At 72.2% G+C, this 15,378-nt stretch carries 15 protein-coding genes; 9 read left to right on the top strand and 6 right to left on the bottom strand.

Going from position 1 to position 15,378, the window contains the following annotated elements:
* The 6 genes from VGS97_RS15880 to VGS97_RS15855 all read right to left on the bottom strand — a co-directional run.
* The coding region (locus VGS97_RS15880; protein WP_326854296.1) for a carboxyl transferase domain-containing protein at positions 1-1,141 on the bottom strand (1,141 nt) is incomplete at its 3' end.
* Positions 1,142-1,174: 33 nt separating this feature from the next.
* A complete protein-coding gene (fabF, locus tag VGS97_RS15875; RefSeq protein ID WP_326854295.1) occupies positions 1,175-2,413 on the bottom strand; it encodes a beta-ketoacyl-ACP synthase II in 1,239 nt (412 codons plus the stop codon).
* A 168-nt stretch (positions 2,414-2,581) separates the two neighbouring features.
* Complete coding sequence (locus VGS97_RS15870; RefSeq protein ID WP_326854294.1) at positions 2,582-2,824, bottom strand: acyl carrier protein; 243 nt, start codon at positions 2,822-2,824, stop codon at positions 2,582-2,584.
* A 96-nt stretch (positions 2,825-2,920) separates the two neighbouring features.
* Positions 2,921-3,922 (bottom strand): beta-ketoacyl-ACP synthase III, encoded by a 1,002-nt coding sequence (locus VGS97_RS15865; RefSeq protein ID WP_326854293.1) that lies wholly within the window; start codon positions 3,920-3,922, stop codon positions 2,921-2,923.
* Between the two features lie 2 nt (positions 3,923-3,924).
* Positions 3,925-5,136 (bottom strand): acyltransferase domain-containing protein, encoded by a 1,212-nt coding sequence (locus VGS97_RS15860; protein ID WP_326854292.1) that lies wholly within the window; start codon positions 5,134-5,136, stop codon positions 3,925-3,927.
* Between the two features lie 80 nt (positions 5,137-5,216).
* A complete protein-coding gene (locus tag VGS97_RS15855; protein ID WP_349262156.1) occupies positions 5,217-6,362 on the bottom strand; it encodes a helix-turn-helix domain-containing protein in 1,146 nt (381 codons plus the stop codon).
* A gap of 137 nt (positions 6,363-6,499) precedes the next feature.
* On the opposite strand from VGS97_RS15855, the gene VGS97_RS15850 reads away from it, so the two are divergent.
* From VGS97_RS15850 to VGS97_RS15810, 9 genes are all read left to right on the top strand, one after another.
* Entirely contained in the window at positions 6,500-7,036 is a 537-nt protein-coding gene (locus tag VGS97_RS15850) for a GNAT family N-acetyltransferase (RefSeq protein ID WP_326854290.1), read from the top strand.
* 64 nt (positions 7,037-7,100) lie between these two features.
* Complete coding sequence (locus VGS97_RS15845; protein ID WP_326854289.1) at positions 7,101-7,868, top strand: hypothetical protein; 768 nt, start codon at positions 7,101-7,103, stop codon at positions 7,866-7,868.
* Positions 7,869-7,892: 24 nt separating this feature from the next.
* Positions 7,893-8,372 carry a hypothetical protein gene (locus tag VGS97_RS15840; protein ID WP_326854288.1) on the top strand — a complete coding sequence of 160 codons (480 nt, stop codon included), beginning with the start codon at positions 7,893-7,895 and terminating at the stop codon, positions 8,370-8,372.
* Between the two features lie 80 nt (positions 8,373-8,452).
* Positions 8,453-9,115 carry a Crp/Fnr family transcriptional regulator gene (locus VGS97_RS15835; protein ID WP_326854287.1) on the top strand — a complete coding sequence of 221 codons (663 nt, stop codon included), beginning with the start codon at positions 8,453-8,455 and terminating at the stop codon, positions 9,113-9,115.
* Between the two features lie 308 nt (positions 9,116-9,423).
* Complete coding sequence (locus VGS97_RS15830; protein WP_326854286.1) at positions 9,424-9,915, top strand: Pycsar system effector family protein; 492 nt, start codon at positions 9,424-9,426, stop codon at positions 9,913-9,915.
* 98 nt (positions 9,916-10,013) lie between these two features.
* Positions 10,014-10,784 (top strand): hypothetical protein, encoded by a 771-nt coding sequence (locus tag VGS97_RS15825; protein ID WP_326854285.1) that lies wholly within the window; start codon positions 10,014-10,016, stop codon positions 10,782-10,784.
* On the top strand, positions 10,781-13,018 hold the full coding sequence (locus tag VGS97_RS15820; protein ID WP_326854284.1) for a hypothetical protein: 2,238 nt from the start codon (positions 10,781-10,783) through the stop codon (positions 13,016-13,018). The genes VGS97_RS15825 and VGS97_RS15820 overlap by 4 nt, the downstream gene beginning before the upstream one ends.
* Before the next feature lie 27 nt (positions 13,019-13,045).
* Positions 13,046-14,116, top strand: coding sequence for a hypothetical protein (locus VGS97_RS15815; protein ID WP_326854283.1), 1,071 nt, complete (start codon positions 13,046-13,048; stop codon positions 14,114-14,116).
* Entirely contained in the window at positions 14,113-15,378 is a 1,266-nt protein-coding gene (locus VGS97_RS15810; protein ID WP_326854282.1) for a protein phosphatase 2C domain-containing protein, read from the top strand. The genes VGS97_RS15815 and VGS97_RS15810 overlap by 4 nt, the downstream gene beginning before the upstream one ends.

Raw genomic sequence — 15,378 nt, 5'->3', positions numbered from 1 at the left:
GGGTGACCCGCGGCACGACGGCCTCCGCGAAGGCGTGCAGCAGCTTGGCTCCGCGCCGTACGACGCCGTCCCACTCCTGACCGACGCCCGGCAGGTAGCCCGGCACGTCCACCAGCACTACGAGCGGCACGCCGAACGCGTCGCACATGCGCACGAAGCGGGCCGCCTTCTCCGCGGAGGACGAGTCCAGGCAGCCGCCGAGGCGCAGCGGGTTGTTCGCGATGACGCCGACCGTGCGCCCGCCGAACCGGCCGAGCGTGGTGACGATGTTCGGCGCCCACTTCGGGTGCAGCTCGACCCCCGGCTCGTCGAGGATGCCGTCGACCAGGGGGTGCACGTCGTACGCGCGCTTAACCGACTCGGGCAGCAGCCCGGCCAGGTCCCGGTCCTCGACCGCGGACAGGTCGAGCTCGCCCTGCTCGCCGAGCAGCTGCGCGAGCCGCCTGGCCTCGTTGTACGCGTCGTCCTCGGTCGGGGCGACCACGTGCACCACGCCGGAGCGGCGGCCGTGCGGCTCGGGCCCGCCGAGCCGGTCCATGTCCACCGCCTCGCCGGTGACCGACCGCACCACATCCGGGCCGGTGACGAAAACCCGCCCAGCCGGGCCGAGGATCACGATGTCGGTGAGCGCCGGGCCATACGCGGCGCCACCGGCCGCCGGGCCGAGCACCACCGAGATCTGTGGGATCCGGCCGGAGGCCCGAGTCATGATCGCGAAGACCTGGCCCACCGCGTGCAGCGAGAGCACGCCCTCGGCCAGCCGCGCGCCGCCGGAGTGGTAGAGCCCGACCACGGGCACGCCCTCGGCCAGCGCCTTCTCGTACGCGACCAGGATCGCCTTGCAGCCCTCGTCGCCCATCGCGCCGCCCTGCACGGTCGGGTCGGAGGCGTAGGCGCACGCGCGCGTGCCGTCGATCAGGCCCTGCGCCGCCACGAAGCCCGAGTCGTCGAACGGCGTGAGCAGGTCGACAGTGCCCGGGTCGAACAGCTTGGCCAGCCGCTTGAGCGGGTTGCGCGGGTCGTCGGCGCGGGACGGCTTGGCGGGCTTTTCGGGTGTCGCGGGTGTCGCGGCCGCGGGTGTCGCGCTCGGGACGGTCGCGGTCGGGTTCGTGACAGGGTCGGTCACGGTCGGGGCGGTCATCGCTGGTGGTGCTCCCTACCTGGTGAAACTGCCTCAGAAGCGGCGCAGCGCGAGCACGACGTTGTGCCCGCCGAAGCCGAAGGAGTTGTTGAGCACGACAGCGGGGCCGGCCGGAGTGTCGGCGCGCAGCCCGCGCGGCTCGTGCCGCACGATGTCCAGGGTCACCTCGTCGTCGAGGTCGTCGACGTTGACGGTCGGCGGCGCGAGCAGTTCGTGCAGCGCCAGCACCGAGAAGACGGTCTCCACGCCGCCCGCGCCGCCGAGCAGGTGCCCGGTCATCGACTTGGTGGCGGAGACGGCGACGTCCTGCGCGGCCTCGCCGAGCACCGAGCGCAGCGCGGCGAGTTCCGCGACGTCGCCCAGCGGGGTCGAGGTGGCGTGCGCGTTGAGGTGCACGATCTGCGCCGGGTCGATCGCGCCGTCCGCCAGCGTGTGCCGCAGCGCCGCGCTGATGCCGCGTCCGGTCGGCTCCGGCTGCGCGATGTCGTGCGAGTCGGCGGACATGCCGACCCCGGCGACCTCGGCGTAGATCCGGGCGCCGCGCGCGGCGGCGTGCTCGGCGGATTCGAGCACGAGGATGCCCGCGCCCTCGCCGAGGACGAAGCCGTCGCGGGCCTTGTCGTACGGCCGCGAGGCGCGCTGCGGCTCGTCGTTGTTCTTCGACATCGCCATCATGTTGGCGAAGCCGGCGATCGGCAGCGGGTGGATCGGGGCCTCGGTGCCGCCGGCCACCACGATGTCGGCGCGGCCGTTGCGGATCATCTCCAGCGCGTAGCCGACCGCCTCCGAACCGGTGGCGCAGGCCGAGACGGGAGTGTGCACGCCCGCCTGCGCGCCGAACTCCAGACCCACGTAGGCGGCGGGGCTGTTCGGCATGAGCATCGGGACGGTGCGGGGGGAGACCTGCCGCGCGCCCTTGGCCTTGAGCACGTCGTACGCGTCGAGCAGGGTGATGACGCCGCCGATGCCGGAGCCGACCACCGCGCCGAGGCGCTCCGGGTCGAGCGTGACGCCTTCGAGCCCGGCGTCCTTCCAGGCCTCGCGGGCGGCGATCAGGGCGAACTGCGCCGAGCGGTCCAGCCGGCGGCGCTCCACCGGCTTCATCACCGCGCTCGGCTCGACCGCGACCCGGGCGGCGATCTTCACCGGCAGGTCCTCGGCCCAGTCTTCGGTCAGGAGCCTGACACCGGAGCGCCCGGCCAGCAGCGCCTGCCAGGAGGATGCGACGTCACCGCCGAGCGGTGTCGTGGCGCCGAGACCGGTGACGACCACCGCCCGACGGGGAACCGCGCTGTTAGTTGACGCCGACAAGGTAATCCAATCTTTGCGTACGCTCGGGTGAGTTCTCGGTGCTGTGCGGACCTGGCGCCGCACGCTTTCCGCACAACCCGCCGCAGCGAGTGCTCGGCCGCGACGGCCGAGCACTCGGCGGGGGTCAGCTCAGCTGTTGGCCAGGATGAAGTTGACCGCGTCGCCGACCGTGTTGAGGTTCTTGACCTCGTCGTCCGGGATCTTGACGTCGAACTTCTCCTCGGCCGCGACGACGACCTCGACCATCGTGAGCGAGTCGCAGTCCAGGTCGTTCGTGAACGACTTGTCCAGCTGGACGTCGCCCTCGTCGATCCCGGCCACTTCGTTCACGATCTTGGCGAGACCCTCGAGGACCTCTTCCTGAGTAGCCATCCAAGGCTCCTTACCTGCTCGTTGACTGCTGGGTAGGGGGTGCGGACGGGCCGTGCGGCCCGCCCCGGTTTTGGACTAGGGCAGCGTACATTCACGTCACGGCAGCACGACCACCTGCGCGGCGTACACCAGCCCGGCGCCGAAGCCGATGAGCAGGGCGACGCCGCCGTGCGGCGCCTCGCCCTCCTCCAGCATCCGCTCCATCGCCAGCGGGATGGACGCCGCCGAGGTGTTGCCGGTCTTGGCGATGTCGCGGGCCACCGGGACGTGCGCGGGCAGCTTCAGCGCCTTGAGCATCGCGTCGGTGATCCGGTTGTTGGCCTGGTGCGGGATGAACGCGTCCAGCTCGTCGGCGCTGACCCCGGCGCGCTGCATGGCCTGCCTGGCGACCGGGACCATCTGGTAGGAGGCCCAGCGGAAGACCTGCTGGCCGGCCATCCGCAGCATCGGGAAGCCGAGGCCGGGCTGTGTCTTGAGCGCGTCCCAGGAGAAGGTCTGGCCGATCGCGTCGTACTGGCTGCCGTCGGCGCCCCAGGCCACCGGGCCGATGCCAGGGGTCTGCGACGGGCCGACCACGGCCGCGCCGGCGCCGTCGCCGAAGATGAAGGCGGTGGACCGGTCGTGCAGGTCGGTCATGTCACTGAGCCGCTCGACCCCGATGACGAGCACGTACTCGGCGGAACCGCCGCGGATCATGTCCTGGGCGAGGGCCAGGCCGGTGCAGAAACCGGCGCACGCGGCGGAGATGTCGAACGCCACGGCGTTGACCGCGCCGAGCTGGTGGGCCACGTCGGTCGCCAGCGACGGCGTCTGCACCAGATGGGTGACCGTGGCGATCACGACGCAGCCGATCTGCTCCGCCTCGACCCCGGCGGCGGCCAGCGCCTTGCCGGCGGCGCTGACCGACATCACGCCGACGGTCTCGTCGGGAGTGGCCCAGCGCCGCTGCTCGATGCCGGTGCGGGTGCGGATCCACTCGTCGCTTGAGTCGATCGTCTGGCAGATCTCCTCGTTGGTGACGACGCGCGAGGGGCGGTAACCGCCGACGCCGAGGATGCGCGCGTGCGGCGCGCCTACAGGGGACTTGATCTGGACCATGCTCAGTGGGCCTCCGCCTTCGGGTGGACGCGTACCAGCGGTTGGCCGGGGGCGACCGGATCGCCGTCCTCGACGAGCCATTCGAGCACGGTGCCGCCGTGTTCGGCGACCAGCACGCGCTCCTCGCGGCGGGAGACCACCGCGCCGATCTTCGCGCCGACGGCCAGGTCGGCGCCGGGCTCCACGCTCGCGCCGTCCGGCATCCCGCGCCGCACGGTGCCGGAGAACGGGGCGACCACCAGGCGCCAGGTCGGCGCGGTGTCCAGCGAGTAGGCAGCGGCGTGCTGCTCGGCGTGCCGGGCGATGAACTCGCGCGCGGCGTCGAGCTGGTCTGGGGTCTTGAGCGCGAAGGTCTCCACGCCGGGCAGCGCGCGCTTGGCCAGCCCGGTCAGCGTCCCGGCCGGCGGGACCTCCAGCAGCCCCGTGACGCCGAGGTCTCGCATCGTCTCCATGCACAGGTCCCAGCGCACCGGGTTCGCGATCTGCTGCACGATCCGCTGGATCATCTCGCGGCCGGAGTGCACCACGGCGCCGTCGCGGTTGGAGATGTAACGCACTCGCGGGTCGCGCACGCTCACACCCTTGGTCAGCTGCTCCATCCGCTCGACCGCGGGCGCCATGTGCCCGGTGTGGAAGGCCCCTGCCACCGCCAGCGCGCGCAGCTTGGCCCGCGCGGGCGGGTCGGCCTGGAACGCGGCCAGCTGCTCGACGGTCCCGGCGGCCACGATCTGCCCGGCGCCGTTGCGGTTGGCCGGGGTCAGCCCGTGCTCCTCGATCTTGGCGACCACCTCGGCCTCCTCGCCGCCGAGCACCGCGACCATCGAGGTCTGCGTCACCGCGGCGGCCGCGGCCATCGTCCGGCCGCGCTCGCGCACCAGGGCCATCGCGGACTCGGCGGTGATCGCGCCGGTGCCCGCGGCGGCGGTCAGCTCGCCGACCGAGTGCCCCGCGGCTGCGCCGACCAGGCGGAACGCCTCGGCCGGGTGCGGGAAGACGGCGAGCGCGGCCGCGATGCCGGCGGCGACGAGCAGCGGCTGCGCCACCGCGGTGTCCCGGATCGCGTCGGCGTCCGCCTCGGTGCCGTAGCGGACGAGGTCGAGGTCGGCGACGGCGGACCACCAGGCGAGGCGGTCGGCCACACCGGGCACCTCAAGCCAGGGCGCGAGGAAGCCGGGAGTCTGGGCACCCTGGCCGGGAGCTACGAGTACGAGCACCCTTCCATCTTCCGGGAACCCGGCCCCGCGCAGGCCGTGGGGACAGCGACGAAGATCCTGCAAGCGATTTTGTGGGAACCCTACAAAGCCTTCCCCTGCTCGGCGAGTCGGCCCAGTACCAGGGCCACCTGGAGCGTGAAAGCGGAGCGCGCCTGAGCCGGCGTCAACCCTGTGATGTCAGTCACCCGTCTGAGCCGGTAGCGCACGGTGTTCGGGTGCACGAACAGTATCCGCGCGGCGGCTTCCAGCGAAGCGGCCTGCTCCAAGTACACCGAGAGCGTCTCCAGCAGCGCCGAGCCCGCCTCGGCCAGCGGCCTGTAGATCTCCTCCACCAATACGGCGCGCGCAGTGTCGTCCGCGGCGAGCGCGCGCTCGGGCAGCAGATCGTCCGCCGACACCGGGCGCGGCGCGTCCGGCCACGCGGCGCAGGCGTGCAGCCCGGAGAGCGCCGCGTGCGCGGAACCGGCGGCAGCGGTCAGGTCCGCGACGATCGGGCCGACCACGACCGGGCCCGGCGCGAACTGCCCGGCCAGCGGGCGCACCGCGGTCAGCGGGTCGCCGTCGACGCCGCCGACGATGGCGATCAGCCGGTCGCCCTGCACTCCGGCCAGCACCGCGAGCTTGGCGTGCCGCCCGGCCCGGTGCATCGCGTCCACCACGGCCTCGGCGTCGTCCTGCGGCGCGGTGCCGACCATCACGACGATGTCGCTGTGCGCGCCCCAGCCGAGCGCGGCGGCGCGCGAGCGCACCACGTCGTCGGCCTCGCCGCGCAGCAGCGCATCCACGACCAGGGCCTCCAGCCGCGCGTCCCAGGCCCCGCGCAGCTCGGCCGCTTGGGCGTAGACCTGCGCGGTGGCGAAGGCGATTTCACGCGAGTAGCGCAGCAGGCCCTCGCGCAGCATCGCCTCCTCGCCCTCGCCCTCGGCCAGCTCGTGGATGCGTTCTTCGACCACTTCGATGGTCGTGCGCACCAGTTGCACGGTCTGCTGGAGGGTGACGGCCCGGGTCAGCTCGCGCGGAGCAGTGCCGAAGACGTCGGCCGAGACCGCGGCCTTCTGGTCGGGGTGCCGGAACCACTCGGTGAAGGCGGCGATCCCGGCCTGCGCGACCAGCCCGACCCAGGAACGGTTCTCCGGCGGCATGTTGCGATACCAGGCGAACTTCTGTTCCATCCTGGCGATGGCCGCGTTCGCCAGCGAGCCGGTGCCCTTCTCCAGCCTGCGCACGGCTGCGAGCCGGTGCGCGTCGGCGCGTTGAGGGGTCGTCCCGGGGCCCCCGGCCGTCCCCGCAGTCTTCGTCACAGTCCCTACTCTGACAGAACCTCGGGCGGCCTCGGCCCAGACCGGCGCAGTAGGTTGGTCCCATGACTGACAGTAGTGTCGGTTCGAAGACCGCGACGGGACCGCGCGTGGTGCTCGACCCGATGACGAAGGAGGAGTTCGGCCCCTATCTGGAGGCCGGGATCCGCGACTTCGCCAAGCAGAAGGTCACCTCCGGCGAGTGGTCGCAGTACGAGGCCGTGGCACTGTCGCGGGCGGACCACGACCGGCTGCTCCCGGACGGCGTCGACACCCCTGACCAGTATCTGTACACGGTGCGGGATGCCGCCTCCGGCGAGGAGGTGGCCACGATCTGGCTCGCCCGGCGGCGCAAGGCCGACCGTGTCGAGGGCTACGTCTACGACATCGAGGTGCACGAGAAGCACCGCGGTCGCGGCTACGGCCGGGCCACCATGCTTGCGGGCATCGAGAAGGCGCGCGAACTGGGCGCCGAGACCGTCGGCCTGCACGTCTTCGGCCACAACGCGCCGGCGCGTGCCCTCTACCGGTCGCTCGGCTTCGTCGAGACGAACATCTCCATGTCGCTGCACCTTCAGCCGATCACACCCGGCCTGTCGTAACGCTCCACTACGCTCTCGTCCAGAAGACACAACAAAACCGGGCACGACGGGAACGGACGGGGCGATGACCGCGAACGTGGTCCGGCTGATGGTCGGTCTGCCGGTGGGTGCGCTGTTCCCGCTCGGGGTGCCCGGCCTGCGCGACAGTCTGCGCGTGCACACCGGCGTCGGCCTCGCATACAGCGCCTTCGTCCTGGCCCCGGTCTTCCCGCAGTGGCGCTCGTGGGTCCTCCTCGTGCTGACCGGGGCGGCCTGCGTCGGCCTGCGCAGCCGGCTCGGGCCGAGCCGCGGGGCCGCGCCCGAGACGCCGTGGATAAGCAGCATGTTCGCACCCCGGCACGTCGTGATCCCGGGGCTGGTCGTCGGATTGACGGCAGCCGTCGGCCTGCTCGCCGGGCCGCGGTCGTTCGGCGGATATCTCGGCGGCCTGCTCCACGACGACCGGGTCGTCCTGATCTCCGCGGGCGCGCTGACGTCGATCTTCATCGGCGGCGCCATAGTCGAGCAGGTGCTCGAACCGCATACCGGAAAGCTGCGCCTCAAATCCTCGCCGCCGCCCGGCGAACCGAGCGAACTCAGGGCTTTAGTCGGCGCTGGTATGCTTATCGGATGGCTGGAGCGGGCAATTGTGTTCTCGTTCGTGATGGCCGGACAATCGACTGCGGCGGTGCTCGCCCTGACCGCCAAATCGGTGGCGAGATTCCCGGCACTGAGCCGAAACGAAGAGGGTTTCGCAGAGTACTTCCTCGTCGGCACCCTCACCAGCCTGGTGATGGCGCTGGGCCCGGCGCTCGCCACCCATTGGCTGCTCGGCGCGGTGTCGCCCGGATAGGGCCAGTGTCCAGATAGGAGCAGCGTGCTCGCCAGCCTGCGGCGCAACCGGCTGATCCGGCAGGTCCTGGACCTGCGGATGCCGCCCGGCGACTACGCGCTGGCCGGCAGCGCCCCGCTCTACGCGCACGGGCTGCGGGCACGGCTGCGCGACGTGGACGTGGTGGCCAGAGGCCCCGCGTGGGATTTGGCACAAATGTTCGGAAAACCGGTTCGCGCCCCCTCCGGAATCGGCCGCGTGGTGCGGATCGGCGACGGGGAGATCGAGATCTTCGACCGCTGGGTCGCCCCGCAATGGCCGATCGATTCCCTCATCGACGGGGCCGAGGTCATCGACGGCATCCGTTTCGTCTCGTTGCGTGATTCCCTCGCGTGGAAGCGGTATCTGAACCGGGCGAAGGACGTCCCGGATATCCGCCTGCTTGAGGCCTACTTCCGTGAGCAGGCGGAATACGAGCAGGTACCGGCGTATTCCCGCCCGATAGCGACCAAATCCAAAGTCTGATACACAAATCGCGTTTCCGGTTGCCGCGTCAAAGCCCTGCATAGATAATCCCCCTACAGAGCGTAAGAGGGGGGACACTCTTGGCGATCTTCGGCGGCGAGCCGCTGCTGGCCGCCCTCGGCGAGCAGGACCGCGACGCGCTGCTCGGCCTGGGCTCGGACCGGACGTACCGGGCCGACGAGCGCATCCTCGGCCAGGGCGACCCGGACACCTTCGTGGTGGCGATCATCAGCGGCTGGACCGTGGTGAGCGGCGACGCCGACAACGGACGCTCGGTCATCTTCGGGCTCTGCGGCCCGATGGACGTGATCGGCGAGCTGGCCGCGTTCGACGGCGGACCGCGCAGTGCCACGGTCACCGCGCTGGTGCCGGTGCGGGCCCGGCTGCTGACGGGTCGCGAGTTCCACGCCTACCTGAACGACCATCCGCGCGCGTACGCGGCAGTGGCGCGCAGTCTCGCCTCCCGGCTGCGCGCCGCTGACGACCAGAGCCAGGACATGGCCACGCTGCCGGTGGTGCGGCGGCTGGCCAGGCTGCTGCTGGACCTCGACGGCACCGGCTCCCGGGTCGAGGCGGCCGCCCGGCTGACCCAGCAGGAACTGGCCGCGGCGATCGGCGCGAGCCGGGAGGCCGTCGCCAAGGCGCTGGCCGACCTGCGGGCACGCGGGGTGGTACGCACCTCGGACCGGCGCATAGTGGTCGCCGACCGGCAGGCTCTCCAGGCGATCGCGCAACTCCAGTGACGCGCGGCGGCAGCCGTGAAACCCGCGAGAGCAGCCTCTTCGAACCTGACCGTGGCCGACGCGCAGTGGTGGACGAGCCGGTAGCCGCCCATCAGGCCACGGTCGAGTCCGGGAGCCGAAAAAAGGGCAGCCGTGTGTGTAATCCGCTACAGCGCCGCAGCTCGCAGGCCCGGACGATGGTGGCGTGGCGGCGGTTCGGGGAGGGGGCGGCGCCGCCGCCACGCAGGTCGGACGCGAGCGCCCCACCAGCGGATCGGAGACTCATGAAAGCCGTCGCGAACCGGCGGAACCCGCGCGGGCGACGCCGAGTGCCCGGGAGCACCGGGACGCCGCTGCCCGCGGTGGCCGGGCACCTGGCCGCGCAGGCGGAGCACGCGATAGAGCGGGCGGACGGGAAGGCCGCGACGCTCGCCGCGACGGCGACCGCGATCCTGGCCTTCGCCGTGCAGGGCTGGCAGCCTCACGGCTGCGGCGACGGGACCGCCGCGACCGCGGCGCTCGCCGCGTCGGCGCTGTGCTGGATCGCCGGGATCGTCGCCCTGGCCGCGGCGATCTTCCCGCGCTTCGAGGGCTCCGGGGACCAGCGGCTGACCTTCTTCAACCACTTCCCGAACCGCTTCGACGCGACCGCGCTGCGGGCGCTGGCGCGCGAGGTCGGCGCCGACCCCGAGCAGTGGCTGCTCGCCGAGGCGCACGCACTGAGCCGGATCGCCGTCGCGAAGTACCGCTTCATCCGGCTCGGCATGTGGCTGCTGGGCGCCGGCGCGGCGCTCGCGCTGAGCGGCGTCCTGTTGCGCTGAGCAGCCAGGCAGGGCGGCCACGCCGCGCGCGAGCGTGGCACCGCACGGTCGAAAGTATATCAGTATTCGAACATATCGGGAGGGCTGGTGCGCACCAGATGACCACACCGCTGACCACACCACCGCTGTACACGGCGCTCGCGGTCGCCGACATCGAGTCGTTCGGCAGACGGACCGACACGGTGCAGCGAACGCTGCGCTCGGACCTGCACGCCGCCCTGGCCGCGGCGCTGAGCGAGGAGGGCATCGACTGGTCGGCGCTGGAGTCGAAGGAGACCGGGGACGGCGTCATCCTGCGCATCCCTCCGGTCATCCCGAAGACGGCGATCACCCGGGCGCTGACCTGGCACCTGCACGCGGCGCTGGTGCGCCGCACGCTGTCCGAGCCGCCGGCCGAGGAGATGCGGCTGCGCCTCTCGCTGCACGGAGGCGAGGTGGCCGATGACGAGTTCGGCGTGTACGGCACCGACCTGAACACCGCGTGCCGCCTCGTGGACGCGCAGGTGCTGCGCGACGTGTTGAAGGCCGCGACACGTTCGCACCTCGCCGTGATCGCCTCCGACGCCTGGTATCGGGCGGTGGTCCGGCACGATCACGAGCGGATCGACCGGACCGCGTACGCACCGGCCCTGCTCGTGATGAAGGAACTGCGCGAGACCGCGTGGATCCACGTCCCCGGGCAGCGCACTCCCCCCGGCCTTCCGCCGTACGACCCCGCCGCCGAGTCGGGCGCACCTGTCGCGGCAGCCAAAGCCGCGCCCACCCCCGATGCCCGCAGCATCACGATCACGAACTCGAACATCCATGACGTGGTGCAGGGCGACAAGCACGAGACCAATTACCACGGCGCGAAAGGAGCCGAGCGATGAGCGATCCCGCCCAGTCTCCCGCCGCTCCCCCGGCGCCGGGCGGCGGCGCACCGAACAACGCGGCCGGTCCCGGCGGCGGCGATGCGGCGAAGTCCGCCGAACCCGGCGGCGAGCAGCAGGGCCAAGCGGCGAATCAGGCCCCGGACGGCGCGAGCCTGCGCAACAGCTTCGCGACGGCCGCGGCGAACAACCCGAACAAGACCTCCGGCCACCTCGGCTACCAGCAGTCGGCCCAGCGGCAGCTGTTCGGCGACTCGCTGCACGACGCCGTGATGGGCGACAAGAACGTCAACAACTTCTTCTACGGCGCGGCCGACCGCACGACCCTGATCTACCGCAGGCTCGCGCCCGAGGCGGTGGACGCCGCGTTGGCGTTCGTCGAGCCACCGCAGTACCCGAAGGTCAGCCGGTTCGCCGCGGGCCGCGCGCTGGTCGTGCTGACCGGGGCGGAGGGCTCCGGCCGCGCCGCCACGGCGGTACACCTGCTCGCGGCCGGGACCGGCCGCCAGTCGATCCACGTGATCCGCTCCTTCGCCGACTTCGCCACGCTGACCCCCCAGTCGCTGCCCAACGGAACCGGCATCGTGCTGCCCGACATCACCGCGCGCGCGGCGGCGAGCCTGGACGACTTCGCGCTGCGGCGGCTCGTCGACGGCCTCGCGGCCGCCGGGCAGAAAATGATCATCACCGCGCCGGACCCCCTGCCCTGGGGCTGCGCCGCGATCACCGCGCACTGCGTGGCCCTCGGCCCCCGACCCGAACCGGCCGCCGTGGTGGCCGCGCAGTTCCGCCGCCGGTTCGCGCCGAGCGGCCAGGCCACGGCCAGGTCGCTGCTCGACCGGCCGGACGTCAGGGACCTGATCGCGCGGCAGCTCGGCGCGGACCGGCCGCTGTCCGACGCCGCCCTGCTGGCCACGCTGCTCGCCGACGCCGCGGCCGACCCGCAGGCCATGGCCGCCGCCGCGGAACTCGGCATGGCCGCCAGCGCGGCGGGCGAGATCGGGGTCTGGTTCGAGCGCCTGGCCGAGGAGCACCCGCAGGACCAGTTCTACGCGATCGCGCTCGCCGTGCTCAACGGGCTGGCGAACGAGAAGGTGGCGGACGCGGGCAAGCGCCTGGAACGGCTGCTGGGACCGGAAACGGCCGAGGTCCGCGACCGGTTGCGGACGCGCACCTTCGGCGGCGGCAACCGGGCGCGGCTGTCGCGGGTCAGGGCCCTGCAAGCTCCGGGCGCCGAGCCCGGCACGCCGGGCGAGCCGCAGGGCCTGATCGTCCGGTACATCAACCGCGACTATCCGCGCCGGCTGCTGGCGCACGTCTGGGACCAGTACGACGACGAGCGCGACGCGCTGACCCGGTGGCTGCGCGAGCTCGGCGACAGTCCGCTCGAAGACATCCACATCGGCGCCGGGGTGGCCGCCGGTGCGCTCGCGCTCAGTTCGTACGACCACGTACTCCAGACGATCGTGCTGCCCTGGGCCTGGTCCGAGGAGCAGGACCGGCAGGACGCCGCGGCGGTCGCGTTGCAGACGCTCGGCTCCGACCCGCGGTTCGCCGCACGTATCAAATCCCTGCTGGAAGAGTGGGTCGATTCGAGCGCCGTCTCGTCGCAGGTCGCCGTCTCGTCACAGGTCACCGCGGCGCGCGCGTGCGGCGCGGACTTCGGCGCGCAGCGGATCGAGGAGTCGATCGGGCTGCTGACCCGGCTCGCCGTGGTCGAGGAGTGGCCCGTGGCGCAGGCGGTCTCGCGCAGTCTCGCCGAGCTGATCGCCACCGAGACCCCCGGGGTGACCGCGCGGGTGTTCACCCTGTTCGGCGAGTGGGTCAGCGGACGCAAACAGTACCTGCGGTCGATGGGCCGGCTGGCGTTCCTGTTCGCGGCCGCCGACCTGGTCACGCAGCGGCCGGTGCGGGGCGCGAGCGTCAAGTGGCCGGCCTTCCTGCACCTGGATCAGGACCCGCAGTTCACAGCCATCATCCGCTACCTGTGGGCCGACGCCCTGAACGCCTCGGACCTGTACCAGACGGCCCGCGACGTGCTCTCCGCGTGGGCCAAGAGCCTCGACGGCGACCCGCGCGGCTGCCAGGCGCTGGCCAGGATGCTCGCCGGGGTCGCCGGTACCGAGCGCACGAAGGCCATCGTCCGCCGGCTCACCCAGGAATGGACCGGCCGCGACGGCACGGGCCCCGCACCGCACGCCGCCGCCGCACTGGCTCCCATGTCGATCCGCTGATCCGTCCGTCCGCCGAGGAGTACCGCCATGCCCGACCAGCCCGATCCCCTGGCGCAGGGTTTCCCGCCGGGACAGTTGTTCACCGGACCGCATCCGCAGCCCGGGATGAGCCGCCCGCACGTGATCCCCGGCGTCGCGCACGTCTTCGTCACCGCCGACGGCGACTACATCGTCAACGAACGCCGCCCGACCTTCGGGCAGGCCTTCTCCGCCAAGCGGCGCTACGACGTGGACACCACCGACAAGAACAGCTCGCTGAACGGCAACAACCTGCCGACCGGCCAGAACAACTTCTACTTCCCCTACCGGATCTCGCTGGCCTGGTGCGTGCACGACCCGGTCGCGATCGTACGGCGCGGGATCCGCGACGCCGACGCGATGATCGAGCAGTGCCTGTCCACCCCGCTGCGCGAGATCACCACGAAGGTCGCGCCGCGGGACTGGGCACTGGCCGAGTCCGGGCTCAACCAGCGCTTCGGCTCGGGGATCGCCCTGGACAGCGGCATCACGATCATCCGGTTCGCCGCGAAACTGACGATCGATCCGAGACTGGCCGCCCATCTGTCCGACGAGTCCACCCTGCTCGGTCAGCAGAAGCTGGACGCGATGCGGCGCAAGGAGGTCGAGGAGGCGCTCTCGCGCGGCGACTTCGGGCTGCTGGTCGAGCACCTGACGAAGGGCAGCGACGAGACCCGTGAGGTCATCAACCTGGTCCTACAGAGCCGCCAGATCAGCGAGAAGGACCGTCAGGAGATGCGCAGGCTGCTGATCGAGCAGGGCGTCGCCCAGGACGTCGACCTGGAACGATACCTCGACTGGGTGCTGCCGCCCAACCCCGGCCCCGCGCAGATCCCGCCGGGCATCGGCACTTCGCCGCTGGCGATAACCGGTGCGAGCGCGCCGCCGGCCGCACCGCCCGCCTACCCGGGGGCCACCGGATACGCAACCCGCCCCGGACGCTCGGCACCGCCGGTCGGACCGCCGCCGGTCCCGGCCCAACAGTTCGCACCGGCGCCGCCGCCACCGGTACAGGCGCCGCCCCCCGCACCGGACGCATCCGGCATCATCGCGTGGGACGACGTCGAGGACGCGCCATGACCAAGCCGCTGCAACCGCACGTGGACGTCATGCCCCACGAGCCGCGCGACCCGCAGCGCGCGGCGGGAAACGGCCGCGAGAGCCGCGAGGTCCCCGAGGCCGCGCCGTCCGGCCAGAGCCGCAGGTGGCTGATCCCCTCCCTGGCGATCGGGATCGGCCTGGCCGTCCCGGCGCGGCTGTACGAGCGCAACCAACTAGCCCTCATGGTCCTGATCGGTGTGCTCATCATGGTGTCCGAACGCCTGCTCACCCTCCTCGCCGACTGGCTGGACGCGGCCGCGCTGCGGAAGCAGGGCCAGCGGCCCGAGGCGCCCACCCGTCCCGGCACGAACCACACCGGAACGACGGCGCCGGACCAGCCACAGCAGTGGCGGCTACAGCCGCCCGGCGCCGAGGAGAGCCTGCGGCCCCTGGTCTTCGTCCAGCAGACGACGATCGGCTCGATGCCGTGGCAGCTGCCGCGCAAGTCCGCTCAGCCGGGCGTGGCGGCCGACCAGGCGCAGGCCGGCGACCTCGCCGTACGCGCCGCGTCGATCGTGGGCGCCGGCCACCGGTACGACCCGGAGCGCGCCGCGCCGCGTCAGGACTCGTACCAGCTGGCGCTCGACAGCCGACGCAGGTTCCTGCTGGTGGCGGTCGCCGACGGCGTCTCGTCCGCCGCGCACTCGGAGATCGGCGCGCACATGGCCACGGTCGGCGCGATCGACGTCCTCGCCCGGCAGTTCCACGAGCAGGTGAAGCTCACTGCGCACTCCGCCCAGCAGCTGTTCCAGCAAGTCGCGTACAGCATCACGGACGAGGCGCAGCGGCGCAGGCACCGGCAGACCGACTACGCCACGACGCTGCTCGTCGCGGCGATACCGCTGACGGCGTCGGACTCCGACGGCGGGCGGAAGGTCTGGCTGAGCTGGCTGGCCGACTCGACCGCGTGGCTGTTCGATCAGGGCGGCTGGCGGCAGCAGACCGGCGCCGTGAAGGAGGGGCTCGACCGCAACACCCTCGACGCCTGCCTGCCGCACAACGCCGACCACGTCCAGACCGCCACGATCGACTTCCCGGCAGGCCAGGCGCTCGCCCTGATGACCGACGGCCTCGGCGACGTGCTGACCGACGTCGGCGGGGCGCGGGAAGAGCTGGCCAAGCGGTGGGCCAAGCCCCCGTCGCTGCCGGCGTTTCTGCGCGACATGTGCTTCGACGCGCCGGGCCAGGACGACGACCGCACCGCCGTCGTCGTGTGGTCCCCGCCCGCCCATGGGACGTGA

The sequence above is a fragment of the Actinocrinis sp. genome (assembly GCF_035946395.1).
Classification (GTDB): Bacteria; Actinomycetota; Actinomycetes; order Streptomycetales; family Catenulisporaceae; genus Actinocrinis.
Note: the sequence above shows the minus strand (reverse complement) of the source record. Positions and strands in the feature narration are given on the sequence as shown.